The organism is Streptomyces sp. NPDC007983 (assembly GCF_042958345.1).
Classification (GTDB): Bacteria; Actinomycetota; Actinomycetes; order Streptomycetales; family Streptomycetaceae; genus Streptomyces.
The window spans coordinates 669908-693132 of record NZ_JBIBJI010000001.1; the positions used below are offsets into that span (position 1 = coordinate 669908).

Annotated in this window: 23 protein-coding genes; 15 read left to right on the forward strand and 8 right to left on the reverse strand. The window is 74.0% G+C overall.

Going from position 1 to position 23225, the window contains the following annotated elements:
- Positions 1-17: 17 nt before the first annotated feature.
- From ACFZCY_RS03180 to paaA, 6 genes are all read right to left on the reverse strand, one after another.
- Entirely contained in the window at positions 18-1172 is a 1155-nt protein-coding gene (locus ACFZCY_RS03180) for an acyl-CoA dehydrogenase family protein (protein ID WP_391169386.1), read from the reverse strand.
- 156 nt (positions 1173-1328) lie between these two features.
- Positions 1329-2438, reverse strand: a complete 1110-nt coding sequence (locus ACFZCY_RS03185; RefSeq protein ID WP_391168939.1) for a 2Fe-2S iron-sulfur cluster-binding protein — start codon at positions 2436-2438, stop codon at positions 1329-1331.
- Entirely contained in the window at positions 2438-2953 is a 516-nt protein-coding gene (gene paaD, locus ACFZCY_RS03190) for a 1,2-phenylacetyl-CoA epoxidase subunit PaaD (RefSeq protein ID WP_391168941.1), read from the reverse strand. The genes ACFZCY_RS03185 and paaD overlap by 1 nt, the downstream gene beginning before the upstream one ends.
- Positions 2947-3648 carry a 1,2-phenylacetyl-CoA epoxidase subunit PaaC gene (gene paaC / locus ACFZCY_RS03195; protein ID WP_391168942.1) on the reverse strand — a complete coding sequence of 234 codons (702 nt, stop codon included), beginning with the start codon at positions 3646-3648 and terminating at the stop codon, positions 2947-2949. The genes paaD and paaC overlap by 7 nt, the downstream gene beginning before the upstream one ends.
- On the reverse strand, positions 3645-3941 hold the full coding sequence (gene paaB, locus ACFZCY_RS03200; RefSeq protein WP_391168944.1) for a 1,2-phenylacetyl-CoA epoxidase subunit PaaB: 297 nt from the start codon (positions 3939-3941) through the stop codon (positions 3645-3647). The genes paaC and paaB overlap by 4 nt, the downstream gene beginning before the upstream one ends.
- Entirely contained in the window at positions 3938-4894 is a 957-nt protein-coding gene (paaA, locus tag ACFZCY_RS03205) for a 1,2-phenylacetyl-CoA epoxidase subunit PaaA (RefSeq protein ID WP_361488726.1), read from the reverse strand. The genes paaB and paaA overlap by 4 nt, the downstream gene beginning before the upstream one ends.
- Before the next feature lie 251 nt (positions 4895-5145).
- Between paaA and ACFZCY_RS03210 the strand changes: the two genes are divergently transcribed.
- The 3 genes from ACFZCY_RS03210 to ACFZCY_RS03220 all read left to right on the forward strand — a co-directional run bounded on the left by ACFZCY_RS03210 (position 5146) and on the right by ACFZCY_RS03220 (position 8013).
- Positions 5146-5817 carry a DUF5819 family protein gene (locus ACFZCY_RS03210; protein ID WP_391168946.1) on the forward strand — a complete coding sequence of 224 codons (672 nt, stop codon included), beginning with the start codon at positions 5146-5148 and terminating at the stop codon, positions 5815-5817.
- Positions 5721-7067 (forward strand): HTTM domain-containing protein, encoded by a 1347-nt coding sequence (locus tag ACFZCY_RS03215; protein ID WP_391168948.1) that lies wholly within the window; start codon positions 5721-5723, stop codon positions 7065-7067. The genes ACFZCY_RS03210 and ACFZCY_RS03215 overlap by 97 nt, the downstream gene beginning before the upstream one ends.
- 172 nt (positions 7068-7239) lie before the next feature.
- Positions 7240-8013: a TrmH family RNA methyltransferase gene (locus ACFZCY_RS03220; protein ID WP_391168950.1), complete on the forward strand. Its 774-nt coding sequence runs from the start codon at positions 7240-7242 to the stop codon at positions 8011-8013.
- Here the strand turns inward: ACFZCY_RS03220 and paaN are convergent.
- Positions 8010-9731, reverse strand: coding sequence for a phenylacetic acid degradation protein PaaN (gene paaN / locus ACFZCY_RS03225; protein ID WP_391168952.1), 1722 nt, complete (start codon positions 9729-9731; stop codon positions 8010-8012). The two genes, ACFZCY_RS03220 and paaN, sit on opposite strands and share 4 nt — an antisense overlap.
- A 134-nt stretch (positions 9732-9865) precedes the next feature.
- Here paaN and ACFZCY_RS03230 point away from each other — a divergent pair, with 134 nt between their 5' ends.
- Both ACFZCY_RS03230 and ACFZCY_RS03235 read left to right on the forward strand, forming a co-directional pair.
- Complete coding sequence (locus tag ACFZCY_RS03230) at positions 9866-11401, forward strand: 3-hydroxyacyl-CoA dehydrogenase (protein ID WP_391168953.1); 1536 nt, start codon at positions 9866-9868, stop codon at positions 11399-11401.
- A gap of 2 nt (positions 11402-11403) precedes the next feature.
- Positions 11404-12003: a TetR family transcriptional regulator gene (locus tag ACFZCY_RS03235; protein WP_391168955.1), complete on the forward strand. Its 600-nt coding sequence runs from the start codon at positions 11404-11406 to the stop codon at positions 12001-12003.
- Positions 12004-12015: 12 nt separating this feature from the next.
- Here ACFZCY_RS03235 and ACFZCY_RS03240 read toward each other — a convergent pair whose 3' ends face one another.
- Entirely contained in the window at positions 12016-12504 is a 489-nt protein-coding gene (locus tag ACFZCY_RS03240; RefSeq protein WP_361488711.1) for an Lrp/AsnC family transcriptional regulator, read from the reverse strand.
- Between the two features lie 180 nt (positions 12505-12684).
- On the opposite strand from ACFZCY_RS03240, the gene pdhA reads away from it, so the two are divergent.
- The 10 genes from pdhA (at position 12685) to ACFZCY_RS03290 (ending at position 23220) form a co-directional block, all read left to right on the forward strand.
- A complete protein-coding gene (gene pdhA, locus ACFZCY_RS03245) occupies positions 12685-13812 on the forward strand; it encodes a pyruvate dehydrogenase (acetyl-transferring) E1 component subunit alpha (protein ID WP_391168957.1) in 1128 nt (375 codons plus the stop codon).
- Complete coding sequence (locus ACFZCY_RS03250) at positions 13809-14849, forward strand: transketolase C-terminal domain-containing protein (RefSeq protein ID WP_391168959.1); 1041 nt, start codon at positions 13809-13811, stop codon at positions 14847-14849. Before pdhA ends, ACFZCY_RS03250 begins: the two co-directional genes overlap by 4 nt.
- A complete protein-coding gene (locus ACFZCY_RS03255; RefSeq protein WP_391168961.1) occupies positions 14849-16114 on the forward strand; it encodes a 2-oxo acid dehydrogenase subunit E2 in 1266 nt (421 codons plus the stop codon). Before ACFZCY_RS03250 ends, ACFZCY_RS03255 begins: the two co-directional genes overlap by 1 nt.
- Before the next feature lie 199 nt (positions 16115-16313).
- Entirely contained in the window at positions 16314-17132 is an 819-nt protein-coding gene (locus ACFZCY_RS03260) for an NTP transferase domain-containing protein (RefSeq protein WP_391168963.1), read from the forward strand.
- Complete coding sequence (locus tag ACFZCY_RS03265) at positions 17129-18868, forward strand: molybdopterin-binding protein (protein ID WP_391168965.1); 1740 nt, start codon at positions 17129-17131, stop codon at positions 18866-18868. The genes ACFZCY_RS03260 and ACFZCY_RS03265 overlap by 4 nt, the downstream gene beginning before the upstream one ends.
- Positions 18865-19923, forward strand: a complete 1059-nt coding sequence (locus ACFZCY_RS03270) for an NAD-binding protein (RefSeq protein WP_391168967.1) — start codon at positions 18865-18867, stop codon at positions 19921-19923. The genes ACFZCY_RS03265 and ACFZCY_RS03270 overlap by 4 nt, the downstream gene beginning before the upstream one ends.
- A gap of 10 nt (positions 19924-19933) precedes the next feature.
- Positions 19934-20911 (forward strand): zinc-binding dehydrogenase, encoded by a 978-nt coding sequence (locus tag ACFZCY_RS03275; RefSeq protein WP_391168969.1) that lies wholly within the window; start codon positions 19934-19936, stop codon positions 20909-20911.
- 153 nt (positions 20912-21064) lie between these two features.
- Complete coding sequence (locus tag ACFZCY_RS03280) at positions 21065-21514, forward strand: hypothetical protein (RefSeq protein WP_391168970.1); 450 nt, start codon at positions 21065-21067, stop codon at positions 21512-21514.
- Positions 21515-21593: 79 nt separating this feature from the next.
- Entirely contained in the window at positions 21594-22157 is a 564-nt protein-coding gene (locus tag ACFZCY_RS03285; RefSeq protein ID WP_079038089.1) for a bacterial proteasome activator family protein, read from the forward strand.
- A 151-nt stretch (positions 22158-22308) separates the two neighbouring features.
- Complete coding sequence (locus tag ACFZCY_RS03290) at positions 22309-23220, forward strand: NAD-dependent epimerase/dehydratase family protein (protein ID WP_391168972.1); 912 nt, start codon at positions 22309-22311, stop codon at positions 23218-23220.
- Positions 23221-23225: the final 5 nt, after the last annotated feature.

Consider the following 23225-nt stretch of genomic DNA (forward strand, 5'->3'; position numbering starts at 1 on the left):
CGGGCCTGCGGGTCGTCTCAGGCGAGGGGGTGGGCGGCGAGGAGTTCGCCGAGTGCCTCCTCGTGGGCGGCGGCCGGGCCCAGGGACAGCTCCAGCTGCTTGGCCCAGGCGTGATAGCGGTGCAGCGGATAGTCGGTGACCGCCCCGAAGCCGCCGTGCAGATGCTGTGCGGTCTGGACGACCCGGCGTACGCCCTCGGCGGCCCACATCTTGGCGACCGCCACGTCTCCGGCTACCGGCAGCGCCCCGTTCGCCGTCGCCTCCGGGCCCTTCTCGTCCCGGGAGAGCCGCCAGGCGGCCTGCCAGAGCGTGGCCTCCATGGCCCGCAGATCGATGTACCGGTCGGCGGTCTGGACGGCGACCGCCTGGAACGTGGCGAGCGGATGGCCGAACTGCTCGCGCGTGGACGTGTACGAGCTGGTCAGGTGAAGCACCGCCGTGCCGACGCCCAGCGCCAGCGCACAAGTGCCGGTGGTGAGCAGCGCGCGCAGCCAGTCCCAGGCGCCGTCCGCGTCCAGCACCTCGTGGCCGTCCGCCCGTACGCCGTCCAGCCGGACCTCGGCCAGCCGCTCGCCGCTGGTGGAGACCTGCTCGTCCAGGCCGACCCCCGCACGGTCGCGGGGGAGCAGGGCGAGGAGCGCCCGGCCCGCGCCGGTGTGGGCGGGGATCAGCAGCCGGTCGGCGTCGGCGGCCCAGGGGACGGCGGTCTGCACCCCGTCCAGCGCCCAGCCGCCGCCGTTCCGGCGTGCCTGGACGGCGAGTTCGGCCGGGCCGTGGCCGGTGCGCCCGGCGGAGGCCACGGTGAGCACGAGGTCGCCGTCGGCGGTCCGGGGCAGCACGGCGGCGCACAGCTCGGGGGTGCCGTACCGCTGTACGGCGAGGGCGGCCGCGGCGGTCTCCAGCAGCGGCACCCGGGCCAGCACCTTCGCGGACTCGCGCAGCACCAGGCACAGGGCGAGCGGGTCGAGTCCGGAGCCGCCGTGGCGCGGGTCGAGGGTCAGCCCGAGCAGATCGGCGTCGGCGAGCCTGCGCCACAGCGCGCGGTCGATGTCGTCGGCGACGGCGCCGGGGGTGAGGGCGGGGCTGGGCACTCCGTCCGGGGTGGTGGAGGAGAAGACGGCCTTCGCCGCCTCCACGGCCGCCTGCTGCTCCTCGGTGAAGGTGAAGTCCACTGTCCGTCCTCCCGCGCCGTCGAGCTTCATCTGACGGCCCGTCAAGATAGAACAGGTTCTACAAGAAGGGAACGCCCCGAACGCCCGCGTCGCACCGCCCTGTCGCGCCGCCCCCTCGCATCGCTCCGTCGCATCGCCCGCCGGGGCGGCGGCCGGTCAGCGGTCGAAGTCCAGCTCCACCCGCTCGCCGACCGGATGGGACTGGCAGGACAGCACATAGCCCGCCTCCACCTCGTCCGGCTCCAGCGCGAAGTTCCGGTCCATCCGCACCTCCCCGGAGACCAGGAACGCCCGGCAGGTCCCGCACACCCCGCCCTTGCAGGCGTACGGTGCGTCCGCGCGATTGCGCAGCACGGTCTCCAGCAGCGGCTCACCGTCCCGCACCGGCCAGCTCCCCGACCGGCCGTCCAGGGTCGCCGTCACCGTGCTGTGCGAGGGCGCGGCGGCCGGGCGCGGTGCGGGGGAGACGCCCTCGCCGGGGTCCGCCGCCACATGGAAGATCTCCTGGTGGACCCGGCCGCGCGGCACCCCGAGCCCGCGCAGCGCCCGCTCGGCGGCGCGCACCAGCCCGTACGGACCGCACAGAAACCAGCCGTCCACCGAATCCACCGGCAGCAGCGAGGGCAGCAGACCGGTCAGCCGCTCCTGATCCAGCCGCCCGGATACCAGCCCGGTCTGCTGTTCCTCCCGGGAGAGGGCGCACACCAGCTGGAACCGGTCGGGCCAGCGGTCCTTGAGGTCGGCGACCTCCTCCAGGAACATCGTGGAGGCGGCGGTGCGGTCACTGCGGATCAGGCAGAAGCGGGCCTCGGGCTGCCGCTCCAGCAGGGTGGCGGCGATGGACAGCACGGGCGTGATGCCGCTGCCGCCGACGACCGCGGCGAAGTGGCCGGGCCGGGGGTCGAGCACGAACCGGCCCGCCGGGGCCATCACGTCCACCACCTCCCCGGCCGCCAGCTCCTTGAGGGCGTACGTGGAGAACGCGCCGCCCTCCACCAGCCGCACCCCGACCCGCAGCAGCTCGGGCCCCTCCGGGCCCGGGGCGGGGGCGCAGATCGAGTACGTACGCCGGATCTCCGCGCCGTCCGCGAACCGCCGCACCGCGATGTGCTGCCCGGGGACGAAGCGGAACGTCTCGCGCAGCGCGGGCGGCACCCGGAGGGTGACGGCCACCGCGTCATCGGCGAGCGGATCGACGGCCGCCACCCGCAGCGGATGGAACGCACCGTGGTGGGGCGCGGCGACGGGCACCGCTTCCGCGGCCATCACAACTCCTTGAAGTGGTCGAACGGTTCGCGGCAGGTCTCGCAGCGGCGCAGCGCCTTGCACGCGGTGGAGGAGAAGCGGCTCAGCAGCGTGGTCTCGGTGGAGCCGCAGTGCGGACAGCGCACCGTCAGCTCGACGGGCACCGGCCCGCCCGCCGTGGTGCCCCGTGGCGCGGGCGGCGCTATGCCGGATTCGGCGAGCTTGCGGCGGCCCTCGGCGCTGATCGCGTCCGTGGTCCAGGGCGGGGCGAGCACCGTGCGGACCTCGACCTCGGCCACGCCGTGGTCGTGCAGCACCCGCTCGATGTCGGCGGCCATCGACTCCAGCGCCGGGCAGCCGGTGTAGGTGGGGGTCAGCTCGACCTCGACCCGGCCCGGCGCCAGGACCCGCAGCTCCCGCAGGACGCCCAGCTCGGCCAGGGACACCATCGGCAGCTCCGGATCCGGCACGGATCCGGCCAGCCGCCGCAGCTCCTCTTCGAGCGCGGTGGGGGCGTGGGGCGCGGGCGTCACCATGCCGCCCCCGGGTGGCTGCGGTGCAGATGCTGCATCTGCGCGAGCATCGGGCCGAACGGCTCGGTGTGGATGCCCTGCCGCCCGGCCCCGGCCGCCCAGGCGCCGCGCCGAGGCCCCTCGGGCACACTCAGGGTGGCCCGGGTGAGGACGGCGGTGATGCGGCTCAGCCACGCGTCGTGCAGCGCGGACCAGTCGACCTCGCAGCCCTGGACCGGCTCGAACAGCTCACCGGTGAACCGCCACAGCGCGTCCACCCCGCGGCGCATGCGCTGATGGCTCTCCTCGGTGCCGTCGCCGAGCCGCAGCGTCCAGTGCTCGGCGTGATCGCGGTGGTAGGCGACCTCCTTGACCGCCTTGGCGGCCAGCGGGGCGAAGGGGTTGTCGCCGCGCGCCAGCTCCTCGTACAGCAGCTCCTGGTAGGTGGAGAAGTAGAGCTGGCGGGCGATGGTGTGGGCGAAGTCCCCGTTGGGCTGCTCGACCAGCTGGACGTTGCGGAACGCCCGCTCCTCGCGGAGATAGGCCAGCTCGTCCTCGTCGCCGGAGAGGGAGAGCAGCACCCGGGCCTGGCCGAGCAGGTCCAGGGCGATGTTGGCGAGCGCGACCTCCTCCTCCAGCACGGGTGCGTGGCCCGCCCACTCCCCCAGCCGGTGGGAGAGCACCAGCGCGTCGTCGCCCAGGGCGAGGGCGGCGGTCACAGGTGCCGCACCCCCTCCGGGATCTCGTAGAACGTGGGGTGCCGGTAGGGCTTGTCGGCGGCGGGTTCGAAGAAGGGGTCCTTCTCGTCCGGCGAGGAGGCGGTGATCGAGGCGGAGGGCACCACCCAGATCGAGACGCCCTCCGAGCGGCGGGTGTACAGATCGCGGGCGTTGCGCAACGCCATCTCCGCGTCCGGGGCGTGCAGGGAGCCGGCGTGGGTGTGCGCGAGGCCGCGCCTGCCGCGGACGAACACCTCCCACAGCGGCCATGTGCCGTCTCCGCCACCGCTCATGCCTGTGCCTCCCTGTGCTTGGCCGCGTACGCCGCGGCCGCCTCGCGCACCCAGGCGCCTTCCTCGTGGGCCCGGCGCCGCTGGGACAACCGCTGGGCGTTGCACGGCCCGTTTCCCCGCAGCACCTCGCCGAACTCGTCCCAGTCGATGGGGCCGAAGTCGTGGTGCCCCCGCTCCTCGTTCCACTTCAGGTCGGGGTCGGGGAGGGTGAGGCCGAGGGATTCGGCCTGCGGGACGCAGATGTCGACGAAGCGCTGGCGCAGCTCGTCGTTGGAATGCCGCTTGATCTTCCAGGCCATCGACTGGGCGGAGTGCGCCGACGCGTCGTCGGGCGGGCCGAACATCATCAGCGACGGCCACCACCAGCGGTCCACCGCGTCCTGGGCCATGGCGTGCTGGGCCTCGGTGCCCCGGCTCAGGGCCAGCAGCAGCTCATACCCCTGGCGCTGGTGGAAGGACTCCTCCTTGCAGATCCGGACCATCGCGCGGGCGTACGGCCCGTAGGAGCAGCGGCACAGCGGGACCTGGTTGGTGATCGCCGCGCCGTCCACCAGCCAGCCGATGGCGCCCACGTCGGCCCAGGTCAGCGTCGGGTAGTTGAAGATCGACGAGTATCTCTGGCGGCCCGAGTGGAGCTTGTCCAGCAGCTCGTCCCGGCTGGTGCCCAGGGTCTCCGCCGCGCTGTAGAGGTACAGGCCGTGGCCCGCCTCGTCCTGGACCTTGGCCATCAGGATCGCCTTGCGCCGCAGCGAGGGGGCGCGGCTGATCCAGTTGGCCTCGGGCTGCATGCCGATGATCTCGGAGTGGGCGTGCTGCGCGATCTGCCGGACCAGGGAGGCCCGGTAGTCGTCGGGCATCCAGTCGCGCGGCTCGATGCGCTCGTCCGCCGCCAGCGCGGCGTCGAACACCGCCTCGTACGCCCCCGCCCCGGCATCCGCCGCCGTCGTCGTCATGCGAAGCCCCTTCGCCATCCGTCCCCGCCGTCCGTCCCGTCGACCGCCCGGGAAACCAACCGACCGATCGTTCGGTTCAATGGTGTGCCGAGGGAACGTAGGGTGTCAAGCCTGTGGATAACGCTGAGGATGCTGTGCCGGGCGGGCCGCATCGGTAGCGTGCGGACGGAGAGGACACCCACCGGGGGCCGTGGGCGCGCAGCCGTCCGGGCCGGGTGCGAAGACCTGGACCATCGGGAGCGGGGCGGGGCATGGCGGTAACGGAGCCGGACGACGAGGCGGTGGAACGGCTCGCCGCGCTCTCACTCCCGTCACAGCTGATCGTCGCGGTGGCGGTCGCCGCCGCCGCGGTCGCCGTGGCCCTTCACCTCGGCATGGCGTTCCTGAGCGTCGCGCCGCCCAACACGATCAGCAAGCGGCACGGCGCGGTCATGGACGACTACACCTACCCGGAATTCGAGCGGAACTGGAAGCTCTTCGCGCCCAATCCGCTCCAGCAGGACATCGCCATACAGGCCCGGGCCGAGATCCGCACCCCCGAGGGCGGCCTCGCCACCACCGGCTGGACCAACCTCTCCGCCCAGGACGGCGCCGCCATCCACCACAACCCGCTGCCCAGCCACACCCAGCAGAACGAGCTGCGCCGCGCCTGGGAGTTCTACGCCGGCTCGCACGACGCGCAGGAACGGCCGAACGGCACCCGCGGCCGCCTCTCCGAGCAGTACATACGCCGGATCGTCCTGCTCCGTCTCGGCGCGAAGCCGGACGGCGGTACGGTGCGGCGCGTCCAGGTGCGGTCCGCGACCACACCGCTGGCCGCACCGCCATGGAGCGACGAGAAGGTCGACACCAAGCCGTTCTACCGGACCCTGCCCTGGTGGACGACGACCGCGGCCGACCTTCCCGAGGGGACGCGCCGGTGACGATATCCGCTGCCCAGCCCGCCCTGGCGCGTGTCCGGTCCGCCGTGGCGCGCGGCCACGCCCGCGTCACCGGGTCCGCGCTCGGCCGCTACCAGACGGCCGTGGTGCGCATCGGCTTCTCCTTCACCTGGCTGCTCTTCCTGCTCCGCGAATGGCCCCACCGCCGGGAGCTGTACGGCCCCGACGGCCCCTGGAACTGGGACATGGCCCGGAGGCTGATCGACGGCAACCACGCCTTCACCGCGCTCATGTGGTCCGATAGCGGCCTGTGGTTCGAGGCCGTTTACGCCGTCGCCGTCGTCTCGGCCCTGCTGCTCCTGCTCGGCTGGCGCACCCGCACCATGTCCGTGCTGTTCATGCTCGGCGTGCTGTCGCTGCAGAACCGCTCCATCTTCATCGGCGACGGCGGCGACAACCTCATCCACCTGATGTCGCTCTACCTGGTGCTCACCCGGTGCGGCCAGGTCTGGTCCCTCGACGCCCGCCGCGCCGTCCGGCGGCCGGACGGGCAGGAGCCGCCGCGCGATACGACCGGAATCGTGCTGTGGACCGCTCTGGGGCTCGCCCTGGCCTGCGTCCAGCTGTTCACCGACGCCGACCTGTCGCTGATCGCGGACGGCCCGCTCCCCGGGCTGGGCTGGGCCACGGTCCTGTGGGGGCTGTGGCTCGTCCAGGGCGGCTGGTGGCTCGCGCGCCGGTATGCGCCGGGGGAGCCGCGCACCGTCCTGGACATGCTCGCCAACCTGGCGCACAACGGCGCGCTGGTGGTGATCATGGGCGAGGTGTGTCTGCTCTACGCCTCCGCGGGCTGGTACAAGGTCCAGGGCTCGCGCTGGCAGGACGGCACCGCCCTCTACTACCCGCTGCACCTGGACTACTTCTCGCCCTGGCCGTCCCTGGCCGACGTGCTCGCGAGCAGCGGCACCCTGGTGATGCTGCTGACCTACGGCACGGTCATCGTCCAGGTCGCCTTCCCCTTCACGCTGCTGAACCGCCGGGCCAAGAACGTCATGCTGGTGCTGCTGATGCTGGAGCACATCGGCATAGCCCTCGCGCTCGGCCTGCCCTTCTTCTCGCTCGCCGCCATCGCCGCGGACGCGGTGTTCCTGCCGACCGCCTTTCTGCTCTGGATCGGCCGGAAGGCGACCCGGGCCCGCGACCGGCTGGCCGCGCGAGTCCCCGTCCGCCTGCCGCGACAGCGAGCGGGGGAGGACGACGATGAGCACGCCGCACCCACCCTTACCGGCTGACCGGCCCCGGCCGGCGCCGGTGCGTCATCCCGTCGAGGACGGCCGGCTCCAGTGACGCCTGCGATTGGCGGAAGCGGCCCGGGACGGCGGCCCAGGACGGCGGATCGGGGCCGGAGCCGGGGGCCGTCGATGAAGGGCCTGGTCACGGCCCTGGCCCCCGTACGCTGAGGGGATGACTGAGGACCAGGCCACGCGGGCCGTGCGGCAGTGGCGCGAGACGGCTCCCGAGATCGTCCTGCTCGACGGCTTCCATGCCCTGAAGCATGCGCTCCGCTTCGGCGCCGAGGTGCGGGTCGCGGTCACCAGCGACAAGGCCGCCGCGATGGAGCTGGCGGCGGAGCTGGCCGGTGACCTCACCGAGGTGATCACGGATCTCCTGGTGGAGGTGCCGGACCAGGCCCTGCGCGGTCTCGTCCCCCGGGTGCACCCCACCCGCGTCGCCGCGCTGGCGGTCAGACGCGGGCGGCAGGGGAATCTGGACGCCCTGGCGCGGCTGCCGAGGGCCGCACCGGTCGTCGTCCTGGACAATCCGCGCAACCTCGGGAACGTCGGCGCCGTGGTCCGGCTCGCCGCCGGGTTCGGGGCCACGGGGGTGGTCACCACCGGCGACCTCGACCCCTGGCACCCGAACGCCGTGCGCTCGGGTGCGGGCCTCCACTTCGCCACCGCGGTCGAACGGCTGCCGGACGACGCCCTGCCGCCGGGGCCGCTGTACGCCCTGGACGCGGAGGGGGAGGACATCCGGTCCCTGGCCGTCCCCGACGACGCGCTGCTGGCGTTCGGCTCCGAGCGGCACGGGCTGTCGCCGGAGCTGCGCAAGCGGGCCACCCGGCTGGTGGCCCTCCCCATGCGGCCGCAGGTGTCCAGCTACAACCTGGCCACCAGCGTGGCCATGGCCCTGTTCCACTGGGGAGGACCCGCCGCGCACCCGCAGGACACGGATTAGGCCGGGCGCCGCACCTCCACCATGCGGAAGCGGCTGGCCACGAACGCCGCGTCGCACAGCGCGGCGTTGGCCGACGGGTTGCCGCCCGTGCCGTGGAAGTCCGAGAAGGCCGCGGTCTGGTTCACATACACCCCGCCGGTCAGGTTCAGCGACAGCTGGGCGCACTCCTCCAGACACGCCTCCTCGATCAGCCGCTCCACCTCGGGCGACGTCGTGTACGCACCGACCGTCATCGCGCCCTTGTCCCGGGTGGTGCGGCGCAGCAGGGCGACCGCGTCCGCCGCCGAGTCGACCGCGACGGCGAAGGACACCGGGCCGAAGCATTCGGAGAGATAGGGCGCGTCCGCGTCCGCCCCCTCCCAGAACTTGCGCGCCCCGTCCGCCTTCACCATCAGCGGCGTACGCACCGTGGCGTCGGGGAAGTCGGGGTGGGTCACCGCGCGGGAGGCGAGCGCGACCCCGCCGAGCCCGGGCGCGGCCTCCAGCCGCTCCCGCACCCGCGGGCCCACGATCGCGCCGAGCAGGGCGCTCGCCCGGGCGTCGTCGCCCAGCAGCCCGTCGACCGCCGCCGCCAGGTCGGCCACCACCTCGTCGTACGACTTGGGGCCCGCGTCGGTGGTGATGCCCTCACGGGGGATCAGCAGATTCTGCGGGGTGGTGCACATCTGGCCGCTGTAGAGGGACAGCGAGAACGCCAGATTGGCCAGCATGCCCTTGTAGTCGCCGGTGGAGTGGATGACGACCGTGTTGACCCCGGCCTTCTCCGTGAAGACCTGGGCCTGCCGGGCATGGGTCTCCAGCCAGTCGCCGAAGGCGGTCGAGCCCGTGTAGTCGATGACGCGGATCTCGGGGCGCACGGCGAGGACCTTGGCGATTCCCTCGCCCGGCCGCTCGGCCGCCAGCGCCACCAGATTGGGGTCGAAGCCCGCCTCCCGCAGCACCTCGCGCGCCACCTGCACCGTGAGCGCGAGCGGCAGCACCGCCTGCGGATGCGGCTTGACCAGCACCGGATTGCCGGTGGCCAGCGAGGCGAACAGGCCGGGGTACCCGTTCCACGTGGGGAAGGTGCTGCAGCCGATCAGCAGCGCGATGCCCCGCGGCACCGCGGTGAAGGTCTTGCGCAGCTCCAGCGGATCGCGCTTGCCCTGCGGCTTGGACCAGTCGGCGGCGCTCGGCGTGCGCGTCTGCTCCGCGAACGCGTACGCCACGGCCTCCAGACCGCGGTCCTGGGCGTGCGGGCCGCCCGCCTGGAACGCCATCATGTACGCCTGTCCGCTGGTGTGCATGACCGCGTGCGCGAACTCGTGGGAGCGGGCGCTGATCCGGGCCAGGATCTCCAGGCAGACCATGGCCCGCGCCTCGGGCCCGGCGTCCCGCCAAGCGGGCATCCCCGCCCGCATGGCGGGCAGCAGCACCTCGAGGTCCGGATGCGGATACTCCATGCCCATCTCGGCCCCGTACGGCGAGACCTCGGAGCCCGTCCAGCCGTCGGTGCCCGGCTGGTCCAGCTCCAGGCGCGTGCCGCGCAGCGCCTCGAAGGCGGCCTGGCCCTCGGGGACGCTCAGGCTCGGGCGCCCGCCCTGGCCCTCCCCGCCGTACGCCTTCGGGTGCTCGGGGTGCGGGGACCAATAGGCGCGGGTACGGATCGCCTCCAGGGCCTGGTCGAGGGTGGAGCGGTGCGTCTTCGTCAACTGGTCTGTGGTGCGTGCGGCGGTCACGGCTGACCAACTCCTCGTCGAGCTGGGATTGAGCTGGGCTGGAAGTGGCGACAGAGTTAGATTAACCGAACGATCGGTCGGGACAAGAGGGCCTGGCGGACCTGTGGACAACTTCGTCGAAAAGGATCAGCGGCATGACTGCGAGCGGCATGACTGCGCACGACCGCGGGCTTCCGCGCACCAGCACCGTGGCCGTCGTCGGCACGGGCACGATGGGCCAGGGGATCGCCCAGGTGGCGCTGGCCGCCGGGCATCCGGTGCGGCTCTACGACGCCGCGCCGGGCCGCGCCGCCCAGGCCGCGGACGCGATCGCGGCCCGCCTCGGGCGGCTGGTCGCCAAGGGCGCCCTCGCCGCGGCCGACCGCGATGCCGCCCTCGGCCGGCTCGCCCCAGTCGACCGCCTCGCGGACCTGGCCGACACCGAGCTGGCCGTCGAGGCCATCCTGGAGGAGCTGGGCGCCAAGCAGCAGCTGTTCACCGCCCTGGAATCCGTCGTCTCCGACCGGTGTCTGCTCGCCACCAACACCTCCTCCCTCTCCGTCACGGCCGTCGCCGGCGCCCTGCGCCGCCCCGGCCGCCTCGTCGGCCTCCACTTCTTCAACCCGGCCCCGGTGCTGCCGCTGGTCGAGGTCGTCCGCGGCTCCGCCACCGACCCGGCCGCCGCCGACCGCGCGTACGACACCGTCGCCGCATGGGGCAAGACCCCGGTGCGCTGCGCCGACACCCCCGGGTTCATCGTCAACCGGATCGCCCGTCCCTTCTACGCCGAGGCCTTCCGGGTGTACGAGGAGGGCGGCGCCGACCCCGCCACCATCGACGCCGTCCTGCGCGAGTCCGGCGGCTTCCGGATGGGGCCCTTCGAGCTGACCGACCTCATCGGCCAGGACGTGAACGAGGCCGTCACCCGATCCGTCTGGGAATCGCTGTTCCACGATCCGAAATTCACCCCGTCCCTCGCCCAGCGCCGCCTGGTCGAGGCCGGGCTGTACGGGCGCAAGACGGGCCGCGGCTGGTACGACCACACCGAAGGCGCCCCGCGTCCCCGCCCGCGCACCGCCGAGCCCTGCGACGCCCCCGCGAAGCTCGCCCTCCACGGGGACCCGGGCCCCGCCGCCGGGCTCGTCCCCCTCATCGAGGAGGCGGGCATCACCCTGACCCGCGAGGTCGGGTCCGGCGGTTTCTTCGAGCTGCCCGACGGCACCCGGCTGTCCCTCACCGACGGGTCCGCCGCCACCATGGACCCCTTCGAACCCGGCATCCGGTTCGACCTGGCCCTGGACTACCGCACCGCCACCCGCATCGCCCTCGCCCCCTCCGAGACCGCCGCCCCGGAGGCCGTCGCCGCCGCGACAGGGCTCTTCCAGGCGCTCGGGAAGCAGGTGAGCGTGGTGGGGGACCTCCCCGGCATGATCGTGGGCCGCACCGTCGCGATGCTCGTGGACTTCGCCACCGACGCCGTCGCCCGCGGGGTGGCGAGCGCCGGGGACATCGACACCGCCATGCGCGCCGGCGTCAACTATCCGCGCGGTCCGCTGCACTGGGGGAAGCAGCTCGGCGCCGGCTGGGTGCGCGATGTCCTGGAGAACCTCCACGAGGCCTGCCCCACCGGCCGCTACGCCCCCTCCCAGGCCCTGGTCCGGCGTGCTGCCACCGAAGGAAAGCTGCTCTAATCATGGCCATGGTCAAGCGCGACACCTATACGCCCGAATCGCTGCTCGCGGTCGCCGTGGAGGTGTTCAACGAGCGCGGATACGACGGCACCTCCATGGAGCATCTCTCCCGTGCGGCGGGGATCTCCAAGTCGTCGATCTACCACCACGTCAAGGGCAAGGAGGAGCTGCTCCGGCGGGCCATAAGCCGTGCGCTGGACGGGCTGTTCGGCATCCTCCAGGAGCCGGGCGCGCGCGACGGCCGGGCGGTCGAACGGCTGGAGTACGTGGCCCGGCGCACCGCCGAGGTGCTGATGGAGGAGCTGCCCTACGTCACGCTGCTGCTGCGGGTCCGCGGCAACACGGACACCGAGCGGTGGGCCATGGAGCGGCGGCGGGAGTTCGACCACCAGGTCGCCGATCTGCTCAAGCGGGCCGCCGCCGACGGTGATCTGCGCGCCGACGTGGACGCGCGGCTGGCGACCCGGCTGCTCTTCGGCATGATCAACTCCATCGTGGAGTGGTACCGGCCCGGCCGGGGCGGGGCCGCCGGTGCCGAGGAGGTGGCCGAGGCCGTGGTCCGTACGGCCTTCGCGGGCCTGCGCGTCCCGGGGGCCTCGTAACACCGAAAGACCCTAGACCTCGGGGTCCAGGTCCGTTTCCTCGAAGACCAGCAGGGTGCGGGTGCTCAGCACCTCCGGTATGGCCTGGATCCGGGTCAGGACCAGTTCGCGCAGCGAGCGGTTGTCCTCGGTGTGCACCAGCAGCAGCACATCGAAATCCCCGCCGACCAGGGCGATGTGCGCCGCCCCGGGCAGCAGCCCGAGCTGTTCGCGCACGGTGCGCCAGGAGTTCTGCACGATCTTCAGCGTGATGTACGCGGACGCCCCCTGCCCGGCCCGCTCCTGGTCCACCCGGGCGCTGAAGCCCCGGATCACCCCGTCGTCCAGCAGCCGGTTGATCCGGGCGTAGGCGTTGGCGCGGGAGACGTGCACCTGCTCGGCCACGGAACGTATGGAGGCCCGGCCGTCCGTCCGGAGCAGCCGCAGGATGTCGCGGTCGATGGGGTCCAGAGGACGCGCGGGAGGCTTGCCGTCCGGATTGGCCATCTGTTCGCCCCGCATACCGCCCCGCCTCCCCTTCATGGACGTCCTGTCTTCATCTCACGTGGCGCAGAACCGTTTGTCCACAGGCTCGGGTCGCCTGTAGCCAAAATGCGTCAACGACCGAACAATCGGTAGGTGAGGGCACTGCCGCACGGCACGCCCGCCCTCCAGCAGTCTGCCCGCCCAGGAGGTCGTGTCATGACGGTCCTAGAGCAGCCCGGCGCCTACCGCCCCACTCCCCCGCCCGCTTGGCGGCCCCGCACCGACGCCGCCCCGCTGCTGCCCGACCCCGAGCCGTACCGCCTGCTGGGCACCTCCGCCGCCGACGACCTCGCCCCCGGCCTGCTGACCAGGCTCCACCGGGAGCTGGTGCACGGCCGCCGCTACAACGCGCAGGCCACCGCCCTCACCCGGCAGGGCCGGCTGGCCGTCTACCCCTCCTCGACCGGGCAGGAGGCCTGCCAGGTGGCCGCCGGTCTGGTGCTGGAGGAGCGCGACTGGCTCTTCCCCAGCTACCGGGACACCCTGGCCGCCGTCGTCCGCGGGCTCGACCCCGTCCAGGCCCTCACCCTGCTGCGCGGCGACTGGCACTCGGGTTACGACCCCCGGGAGCACCGGGTCGCCCCGCTGAGCACCCCACTGGCCACCCAGCTGCCGCACGCGGTCGGACTGGCCCACGCCGCGCACCTCAAGGGCGACGACGTCGTGGCGCTCGCCCTGGTCGGCGACGGCGGCACCAGCGAGGGCGACTTCCACGAGGCGCTCAACTTCGCGGCGGTCTGGCAGGCCCCCGTCGTCTTCCTCGTCCAGAACAACGGCTTCGCGATCTCCGTCCCGCTCGCCAAGCAGACCGCCGCCCCCTCCCTGGCCCACAAGGCGGTCGGCTACGGGATGCCCGGCAGGCTCGTCGACGGCAACGACGCGGCCGCTGTCCACCACGTCCTCGGCGAGGCCGTCCGGCGGGCCCGGGGCGGTGGCGGCCCCACCCTGGTCGAGGCCGTCACCTACCGGGTCGACGCCCACACCAACGCCGACGACGCCACCCGCTACCGCTCCGACGCCGAGGTCGAGGCATGGCGCGAACATGACCCGATCGCGCTCCTGGAGGCGACCATGCGGGAACGCGGACTGCTTGACGACGACGCCGTCCAGGCCGTGCGCGACTCCGCCGAGCGGCTGGCCGCCGATCTGCGGACGCAACTGCACCAGGAGCCGGTCCTCGACCCCCTGGAGCTGTTCGAGCACGTCTACGCCGAGAAGACCGGTCAGCTGCGGGAGCAGGCGGCGCAGCTGCGGGCCGAGCTCGACGCCGAGGGGGAGCGATGACCACCGCCACCGAGCGCAAGCCCGCCACCATGGCCCAGGCCCTCGGCCGGGCGCTGCGCGACGCCATGGCCGCCGACCCGGCCGTCCATGTCCTCGGTGAGGACGTCGGCACCCTGGGCGGCGTCTTCCGGATCACCAGCGGGCTCGCCGAGGAGTTCGGCGACGACCGCTGTACGGATACGCCGCTGGCGGAGGCGGGCATCCTGGGCACCGCCGTCGGCATGGCCATGTACGGGCTGCGGCCCGTCGTCGAGATGCAGTTCGACGCCTTCGCCTACCCGTCCTTCGAGCAGCTCGTCAGCCATGTCTCCCGCATGCGCAACCGCACCAGGGGCGCGGTGCCGCTGCCGATCACCGTGCGCGTGCCGTACGGGGGCGGCATCGGCGGCGTCGAGCACCACAGCGACTCCTCCGAGGCGTACTACATGGCCACCCCCGGTCTCCATGTCGTCGCCCCGGCGACCGTCGCCGACGCGTACGGGCTGCTGCGGGCCGCCATCGCCTCCGACGACCCGGTCGTCTTCCTCGAACCCAAGCGGCTGTACTGGTCCAAGGCCGACTGGGACGCCGAGCGCCCGGACGAGGTCCCGCCGATCGGACGGGCGGTGGTCCACGCCGGGACCGGCCCGGGCGGGGGCCGGAGCGCCACGCTGATCTCGTACGGGCCGTCCGTCCCGGTGTGTCTGGAGGCCGCCGAGGCGGCCCGGGCCGAGGGCTGGCGCCTGGAGGTCGTCGACCTGCGCTCGCTCGTCCCCTTCGACGACGACACCGTGTGTGCCTCCGTGCGCCGCACCGGGCGGGCGGTCGTCGTCCATGAGGCCGCCGGTTTCGGCGGCCCCGGCGGCGAGATCGCCGCCCGTGTCACCGAGCGGTGCTTCCACCACCTGGAGGCGCCGGTGCTGCGGGTCGCCGGATTCGACATCCCGTATCCGCCGCCGATGCTCGAACGGCACCATCTGCCCGGCGTGGACCGGGTGCTGGACGCCGTCGCCCGGCTGCAGTGGGAGTCGGAGTGGACCGAGGGGAGCGCGGTCTGATGGCTGTCGTGCGGGAGTTCACGCTGCCCGATCTGGGGGAGGGGCTGACCGGGGCGGAGATCGTGCGCTGGCTGGTCCAGGTCGGCGATGTCGTCGCGGTCGACCAGCCGGTCGTGGAGGTCGAGACCGCGAAGGCCATGGTGGACGTGCCGTGCCCGTATGCCGGGGTGGTGACGGCGCGCTTCGGGGAGGAGGGCAGCGAGCTGCCGGTGGGCGCGCCGCTGCTGACGGTGGCGGATTCCGGTGCGTCCGGTGCGTCCGGTGAGCCGGACGCGGTGGAGGGTTCCGTCGGGGCCGAGGCCGAGGCCGAGGGCTCCGGCAATGTGCTCGTCGGATACGGCACGGCCGCCCCCGCCGAGCGGCGGCGCCGGGTGCGTCCCGCCAACGGGGAGGTGACGGCCAAGACCGCGGAGGGTCCCGTTCCGGTGATCTCTCCCCTGGTCCGGCGGCTTGCCCTGCAGCACGGCATCGACCTGCGGCAGCTGGTCGGCTCCGGCCCCGAGGGCCTGATTCTGCGCGCCGATGTCGAGCGGGCGGCCGTGTCCCACACGGCGGCGGAGCCGCCCGGCGAGAGGGGCGGGGAGCGCGTCCCGCTGCGCGGGGTGCGGGGCGCCGTGGCCGACAAGCTCGCGCGCAGCCGCCGTGAGATCCCCGACGCGACCTGCTGGGTGGACGCCGACGCGACCGCACTGCTCGCCGCCCGCACCGCCATGAACGCCACCGGCGGCCCCAAGATCTCCGTGCTCGCCCTGCTGGCCCGCATCTGCACGGCGGCCCTCGCACGCTTCCCGGACCTGAACGCCACGGTCGACATGGAGCGCCGTGAGGTGGTCCGGCTCGGCGAGGTGCACCTCGGGTTCGCTGCGCAGACGGACCGCGGCCTCGTCGTCCCCGTCGTGCGCGACGCCCACACGCGCAGCGTCGAGGGGCTGGCCGCCGAGATGGCGCGCCTGACCGAGGCCGCGCGTGCGGGCACGCTGTCCCCGTCCGACCTCACCGGCGGCACGTTCACGCTGAACAACTACGGCGTGTTCGGGGTCGACGGCTCCACCCCGATCATCAACCACCCCGAGGCGGCCATGCTCGGCGTCGGCCGGATCGCCGCCAAGCCGTGGGTGCACGACGGCGAGCTGGCGGTCCGCCAGGTCGTGCAGCTGTCGTTCACGTTCGACCACCGGGTGTGCGACGGCGGGACGGCGGGCGGGTTCCTGCGGTACGTGGCGGACTGCGTCGAGCAGCCCTCGGTGCTGTTGCGGGCGCTGTAGGGGGTGCCTTGTCGATCAGGCCGGATCAGCGAGCGGCGTCTGGTGCAGGGGGCACCTCCCAGCGGTAGCTGGGGGAGGCGCTGCGTGCGACGAGCGCGGGGCCGCGAGGTGCCGCCCGCCGCGGCAGCGGCTGATGTCACAGCGGCGTCGGGAACCCGGCGTGGTCGGCAAGGCACCCCCTACCGGCCATACTCGGGGGGTGACGTATGACGCGGTGATCCTGGCCGGGGGTGCCGCCCGGCGGCTCGGCGGCGTGGACAAGCCCGCGCTGCGCGTGGGCGGGCGGGCCCTGCTGGACCGGGTGCTGGGGGCGTGCCGGGGAGCCGGGCGGACCGTGGTCGTCGGGCCGCGCCGGCCCACCGCGCGGCCCGTGCGGTGGGCGCGGGAGGAGCCGCCCGGGGGCGGGCCGGTCGCGGCCGTCGACGCGGGCGTGCGGGGGACCACCGCGCCCGTCGTCCTCCTGCTCTCCGCCGATCTGCCGTTCCTCACCGGGGAGACCGTGCAGGCCCTGCTCACCGGGCTCGGTCAGGCCGACGGTGCCGTGCTCGTCGATCCCGACGGGCGCGAGCAGCCCCTCGTCGCCGCCTACCGCGCCGAACCGCTGCGGCGCGAGATCGCCCTGCTCGCCACCGAGCACGGCGGCCTCGGCGGGCTGCCGCTCCGGCTGCTCACCGGCGAGCTGAGCCTCCACCACATCCCGCACGCCACCGCGTCCTTCGACTGCGACACCTGGGAGGACATCACGACAGCCCGTGCGCGGATCAGGGAGCATGGACGGGTGCTGGAAGAATGGATTGCCGCAGTCAAAGCGGAACTGGGTCTCGACCTCGATGTCGACACCGCCGCCCTCCTCGACCTGGCCCGGGACGCCGCGCACGGTGTCGCCCGGCCCGCCGCCCCGCTGACCACGTTCCTCGTCGGCTATGCCGCCGCGCAGCAGGGCGGCGGCCCCGAGGCCCTGGCCGCCGCCAGCCGCAAGGCGGCGGCCCTGGCGGCGCGTTGGGCTGACGAGGAATGACACGACGGGACCCCCGTCCCGGGGACGCCGACAAGCTCGACCGCCAGGTCGACGAGGCCCTGGCCCTGGCCAACGAGAAGGCCACCGCCGCACGGGCCCCGCGACCGCTGGACGAACCGGACCCCGAGCTGGGCTGGCCCCCGCCGAGCGTGGTGCGCACGATCCGCCATGGCGTCCCCGAGCCCCAGGCGGCGCCGGAGGACGAGCCGGACGAGGCGCTGGGCTGGCCGCCCCCGAGCATCCGGCCGGTGTCACCGGACGGAGGCCCCGCCCCCGCGCCCGAGGCGCACCCGGACGGACCCGAGCCCGGCACCAAAGCCGCGCCAGGGAAGAGCGCCCCCGGGGAGCCCGGCCCAGGGAAGCGCGCCCCCGGGAAGCGCACCGCCGCGAAACCCGCCCCCCGGAAGCCCGCACCCGAGGACACCGCACCCCCCACACCACCCGAGGCTCCCCTGACTTCCTGGCCCGACGCCCGCCGCATCGCCGCCCGCGCCCCCGCCAGGGCCGTCGCCAAGGCGGCGCCGGTCCTGCGGGCGCTGGACGACGCGCTCGGCCACGTCCTCGCCCAACCCCTCACCGCGCTGACCGATCTGCCGCCGTTCGACACGTCCGCCATGGACGGCTGGGCCCTCGCCGGGCCCGGCCCGTGGCAGCTCACGGCGGGCCGTACGGGGCGCGGGATCCTGGCGGGGACCGGTGCGGTGGAGCCGTTGTCCGACGGGCACGCCGTACGGATCGCCACCGGGGCCAGGATCCCGCCCGGCGCCACCGCCGTGCTGCGGACGGAGTACGGCGCGGACACCGGGGACGGCTGGCTGTACGCGGCGAAGGCCCCCCGGCCGGTCGGCTTCGGACAGGACATCCGCCCGCGCGGCCAGGAGTGCCGCAGCGGCGATCAGCTGCTGCCCGCGGGCACCCGGGTCACGCCCGCCGTGCTGGGGCTCGCGGCCGCCGCCGGATACGACGAGGTGGCGACCGTCCGCAGGCCACGGGTGGAGGTGCTGGTCCTCGGGGACGAGCTGCTGCACCGGGGGCTGCCCCGCGAGGGCGGTATCCGGGACGCGCTGGGGCCCATGCTGGGGCCGTGGCTGCGGGCGCTGGGTGCGGAGGTGTCCGGCACCCGCCGGGTGTCCGACGAGGCGGACGCGCTGTACGCGGCGCTCGACGGCTCGTCGGCGGACCTGGTGGTCACGACGGGCGGCACGGCGGCGGGCCCGGTGGACCATGTGCACCCCACGCTGCACCGGCTGGGCGCCGAGCTGCTGGTCGACGGGGTGGAGGTGCGGCCGGGCCATCCGATGCTGCTGGCCCGCCTCGGCCCCGAACGGCACCTGGTCGGCCTGCCGGGCAATCCGCTGGCCGCCGTATCGGGGCTGCTGACGCTCGCGGAGCCGCTGCTGCGGACGCTGACGGGCCGCCCCGCGCCCGAGCGCCACCCGGCCCCGCTGGCCGAGGCGGTGAGCGGGCATCCGCACGACACCCGGCTGGTGCCGGTGGCGTTCCGGTACGACGAGGCGCGGCCGCTGCGCTTCAGCGGCCCGGCGATGCTGCGCGGCGTCGCGGTCGCGGACGGTCTCGCGGTGATCCCGCCGGGCGGGGCCGGGCGCGGCGCGGAGGTCGAGGTGCTGGAACTGCCCTGGTCGAGCAGGACCGGTGAGCACAGCGAGCCCCAGCGGACCGGCGGCGGGAGCCAGGAGGACGACGATGGCATACGCACCCAGGAGGGCCACGCGTGAAGCTGCCCAGTCATGACGCGGCGGCCCGTACGCCACCGGAGGACACCGGCCACCGCGTACAGCTGCCGCGCTACCCGGACGGCCCGCTGCGCCAGGTGGGCCGCCGGCTGCTGCTGGCGCTGCTCGTCCTGGTGCTGACGGTCCTGATCGTCTACCTGGACCGGTCCGGCTACCACGACAACGCCGACGACGACGTCGACTTCCTCGACTCCGTCTACTACTCCACCGTGACGCTGTCGACGACCGGCTACGGCGACATCGTCCCGCACAGCGACAGCGCCCGGCTCACCAACATCCTGCTGGTCACCCCGCTGCGCGTGCTGTTCCTGATCATCCTGGTCGGCACCACGCTCGAAGTCCTCGCCGAGCGCACCCGCGAGCAATACCGCCTGAACCGCTGGAGGTCCGCCTTGCGCGATCACACCATCGTCGTCGGCTTCGGCACCAAGGGCCGGTCCGCCGTCCAGACGCTCTGCGCGGGCGGGCTGCCCAAGGGCCGGGTCGTGGTGGTCGACCCGAACCACAAGGTGATCGAGTCCGCGACCTCGGAGGGGTTCGCGGGCGTGGTGGGGGACGCGACCCGCAGCGATGTGCTGCTGCGGGCGGAGGCGCACCGGGCCCGTCAGTTCGTGATCGCGACCCAGCGGGACGATACGGCGGTGCTGGTCACGCTGACCGCGCGGCAGCTCAACAAGAGCGCCAACATCGTGGCGGCGGTCCGTGAGGAGGAGAACGCGCCGCTGCTGCGCCAGTCGGGTGCGGACGCGGTGATCACGAGCGCGAGCGCGGCGGGGCGGCTGCTGGGGTTGAGCGTGCAGTCGCCGACCGCGGGCGCGGTGATCGAGGACCTGATCCAGCAGGGCAGCGGTCTGGACCTGGTGGAGCGCACGGTGGTGAAGTCCGAGGTGGGCAGGTCGGTGCGGGACACGGACGACCTCGTGGTGTCCGTACGGCGCGGGCATCGCCTGCTGGCGTACGACGACGCCGACGCGAGCCCGCTGCAGGCCGCCGATCGGCTGATCACCATCGTTCGCGCGCCGCTGCCCCAGGAGTAGCCTCGCGGCCATGCATGCGATCACCATTCCTGAACCCGGCGGCCCCGACGCACTGCAGTGGACGGAGGTGCCCGATCCCGTGCCCGGCGAGGGGGAGGTCCTGGTCGAGGTCGTGGCCAGTGGCGTCAACCGCGCCGATCTGATGCAGCGGCAGGGCCACTATCCGCCGCCGCCCGGCGCCCCCGAATACCCCGGCCTGGAGTGCTCGGGCCGGATCGTGGAGCTGGGCCCCGGCGTCAGCGGCTGGACGGTGGGCGACGAGGTGTGCGCGCTGCTGGCGGGCGGCGGGTACGCGGGGAAGGTGGCGGTCCCGGCGGGGCAGCTGCTGCCGGTCCCGGAGGGCGTCGACCTGGTCACCGCCGCCGGACTGCCCGAAGTGACCGCGACCGTATGGTCGAACGTCTTCATGATCGCCCATCTCCGGCCGGGCGAGACGCTGTTGGTGCACGGCGGTTCGAGCGGCATCGGCACCATGGCCATCCAGCTCGCGAAGGCGGCCGGGGCGCGGGTGGCGGTCACGGCCGGGTCGGCGGAGAAGCTGGCGGCCTGCCAGGAGCTGGGCGCCGATGTGCTGATCAACTACCGCGAGCAGGACTTCGTCGAGGAGGTCCGCGCGGCCACCGACGGCGCCGGGGCGGACGTCATCCTGGACATCGTCGGGGCGAAGTACCTGGACCGGAACGTGGACGCGCTGGCCGTCAACGGACGGCTGGCGATCATCGGTCTGCAGGGCGGGGCGAAGGCCGAGCTGAACCTGGTCAAGCTGCTGGGCAAGAGCGGCGCGGTGACGGCCACCGGGCTGCGGGGGCGTTCGCTCGCCCAGAAGGCGGCGATCGTCGCGGCGGTACGGGAGCATGTCTGGCCGCTGATCGGCAGCGGCCGGGTCCGCGCGATCGTGGACCGTACGCTCCCGATGCGGGAGGCCGCGGAGGCCCACCGGTGGATCGAGTCCAGCGGGCATGTCGGCAAGGTGCTGCTGACGGTCTGAGCGCGGGCGGTTCCCGGGTGCGGCCTGTGGCGACGGCCGACGTGGCCTGTTCGGCCGCGCCCGGAATGCCCGTACCATCCCGCTGTGTGACCCTCGTCCCGTAAGGTCCGCAAGGCCCGCAAGGCGACGGCCCGGCACGGGAGGGTGACGACCGTGAACCCCGCACTCCGTACCCTGCCCGCGACGGCCCTGCTGGCGGGCGCCTCCCTGCTCGCCGCCCCGCAGCCGGTGGCGCGCGCCGACGACGGCGATCTGGCGGGGACCCACGCCGGGGAGGGCCGGGCCCACCCCGGCCGGAGCGCGGCGCCCACCCCCTCCCCCGACCCCTCGCCCACGCCGACGGGCCCGCGCGGACGGGACCAGGCGGACCCGGGCTTGTCGCTGGTCCCGGACTGGACGCCCACCTCGCTTCGTCTCCCGCACGAGCGGGAGCGGCGCGGGGCGCGGGAGGTCCCCCAGGATGATCGTCCGTACGCCACCGAACGGGCCGCTGCCGAGCCCGGGGACCGGATCATGCGGGTGCTGCCGCTGGGCACCGGGCTGGCGCTGGCCGGGCTGGGGCTCGGGCTGGCCTTCCTCGGCCTGCGGCTACGGCGTCGCTGAGGACGCGGACGGCCCGGTTCCCGGGGCCCGGGGCGACCCGCGGCCTCCCCCGGAGGTGCCGGTGCGGAACAATGGGGGTATGAACCAGCCGATGAACGAACGATCGCAGGAGAGCCCGCACGTCCTGGTCGTCGGTCCGGACGGCATGGCGCTCGGCGGTGTCGCTCCTGGCGATGGCAGTGGTGACGACGAGTCGCGCGAGGTTCCCGTGACGGACATGGTCGAACAGCCCGCGAAGGTCATGCGGATCGGAAGCATGATCAAGCAGCTGCTGGAGGAGGTCCGCGCGGCACCTCTCGACGAGGCGAGCCGCGCGCGTCTGAAGGAGATCCACGCCAGTTCGGTCAAGGAGCTGGAGGACGGTCTCGCCCCCGAGCTGATCGGGGAGCTGGAGCGGCTGTCGCTGCCCTTCACGGAGGAGACGATTCCGACCGAGGCGGAACTGCGCATCGCCCAGGCGCAGTTGGTCGGCTGGCTGGAGGGGCTGTTCCACGGCATCCAGACGACGCTGTTCGCCCAGCAGATGGCCGCCCGGGCGCAGCTGGAGCAGATGCGCAGGGCGCTGCCCCCGGGCGTCGGTGGCGAGGAGGCCCCGGGGATGGGGCCGGAGCACGGCGGTGCCCGCTCGGGCCCGTACCTGTAGCGCAGGCGCACACACCCCAGGCGGGCCGCCCCGGGACCGGAAGGTCCGGGGCGGCCCGCCGTTCGCGCGGGCAGGCTCGGCGAAGTGGCCCACGCTCCCGCCCCCGCATTGGCCCCTGACAGTGGTCCGGCGGCTCCTTAAGGTCGACCGCATGCGCATCTTCCTCGCCGGGGCCACCGGCGCCGTCGGCCGTCTCCTGGTCCCCCTGCTCGTCGCGGACGGGCATCAGGTCACCGGAACCGCCCGCACCGCCGGGGGCGCCGAGCGGCTGCGCGCCCAGGGCGCGCACGCCGTACCGCTGGACGTCTTCGACGCCGCGAGCGTGGAGCGGACGGTCGCGGACGCCGCCCCGGACGCGGTGATCCACCAGCTGACCGCCCTCGCGGGCGGCAGCCGCGCCGAGAACGGGCGGATCCGCCGGGAGGGCACCCGGCACCTGGTGGACGCGGCCCGGCGCGCCGGGGTGCGGCGCATCGTCGCCCAGTCCATCTCGTGGGCGTACGAACCGGGCACGACCCCGGCCGTCGAATCCACCCCGCTCGACCTGGCCGCCCCGCCGCCGCGCGCCGCCATGGTGGGCAGCCTGCGGGCGCTGGAGGAGACGGTGGCCGAGATCGAGACACATGTGGTGCTGCGCTACGGGACCTTCTACGGCCCGGGCACCTGGTACGCGCCCGGCGGGGCGCTGGACGCCGTACTGCGTGGCGCGCCCCTGGAGGGGCCCGGTGCGCGGCCGGGGGCGGCGATGGTGGGGCAGGTGGTGCCGGACGACGCGATCAGCTCGTTCGTGCATGTGGCGGACGCCGCCCGGGCCGCGGTCGCGGCGCTGGGCTGGCCGAGCGGCGCGGTGAACGTGGTGGATGACGAACCGGCGCCCGCCCGCGAGTGGCTGCCCGCGCTCGCCGCCGCTCTCGGCGCCCCGGCCCCGCCGCCCGCCGGGCCCGGCCGGGAGGGCTGGGCGCGCGGTGCCGACAACGCCCTGGCCCACCGCCTGGGCTGGCGCCCCCTCCACCCGACCTGGCGCACCGGATTCCATCACCAGGAACAGCAGGAACAGCAGTAAGAAGG

Excerpts from the sequence above, each read along its gene's own strand:
- ACFZCY_RS03220 (WP_391168950.1), top strand. The coding sequence starts at position 7,240 with ATGACTGAGGACCAGGCCACGCGGGCCGTGCGGCAGTGGCGCGAGACG.
- pdhA (WP_391168957.1), top strand. The coding sequence starts at position 12,685 with ATGACGGTCCTAGAGCAGCCCGGCGCCTACCGCCCCACTCCCCCGCCC.
- ACFZCY_RS03210 (WP_391168946.1), top strand. The coding sequence starts at position 5,146 with ATGGCGGTAACGGAGCCGGACGACGAGGCGGTGGAACGGCTCGCCGCG.
- ACFZCY_RS03250 (WP_391168959.1), top strand. The coding sequence starts at position 13,809 with ATGACCACCGCCACCGAGCGCAAGCCCGCCACCATGGCCCAGGCCCTC.
- ACFZCY_RS03235 (WP_391168955.1), top strand. The coding sequence starts at position 11,404 with ATGGCCATGGTCAAGCGCGACACCTATACGCCCGAATCGCTGCTCGCG.
- ACFZCY_RS03265 (WP_391168965.1), top strand. The coding sequence starts at position 17,129 with ATGACACGACGGGACCCCCGTCCCGGGGACGCCGACAAGCTCGACCGC.
- ACFZCY_RS03215 (WP_391168948.1), top strand. The coding sequence starts at position 5,721 with ATGGAGCGACGAGAAGGTCGACACCAAGCCGTTCTACCGGACCCTGCC.
- ACFZCY_RS03275 (WP_391168969.1), top strand. The coding sequence starts at position 19,934 with ATGCATGCGATCACCATTCCTGAACCCGGCGGCCCCGACGCACTGCAG.
- paaD (WP_391168941.1), bottom strand. The coding sequence starts at position 2,953 with ATGGTGACGCCCGCGCCCCACGCCCCCACCGCGCTCGAAGAGGAGCTG.
- ACFZCY_RS03185 (WP_391168939.1), bottom strand. The coding sequence starts at position 2,438 with ATGGCCGCGGAAGCGGTGCCCGTCGCCGCGCCCCACCACGGTGCGTTC.
- paaA (WP_361488726.1), bottom strand. The coding sequence starts at position 4,894 with ATGACGACGACGGCGGCGGATGCCGGGGCGGGGGCGTACGAGGCGGTG.
- ACFZCY_RS03255 (WP_391168961.1), top strand. The coding sequence starts at position 14,849 with ATGGCTGTCGTGCGGGAGTTCACGCTGCCCGATCTGGGGGAGGGGCTG.
- ACFZCY_RS03290 (WP_391168972.1), top strand. The coding sequence starts at position 22,309 with ATGCGCATCTTCCTCGCCGGGGCCACCGGCGCCGTCGGCCGTCTCCTG.
- ACFZCY_RS03240 (WP_361488711.1), bottom strand. The coding sequence starts at position 12,504 with ATGCGGGGCGAACAGATGGCCAATCCGGACGGCAAGCCTCCCGCGCGT.
- ACFZCY_RS03230 (WP_391168953.1), top strand. The coding sequence starts at position 9,866 with ATGACTGCGAGCGGCATGACTGCGCACGACCGCGGGCTTCCGCGCACC.
- paaB (WP_391168944.1), bottom strand. The coding sequence starts at position 3,941 with ATGAGCGGTGGCGGAGACGGCACATGGCCGCTGTGGGAGGTGTTCGTC.
- ACFZCY_RS03285 (WP_079038089.1), top strand. The coding sequence starts at position 21,594 with ATGAACCAGCCGATGAACGAACGATCGCAGGAGAGCCCGCACGTCCTG.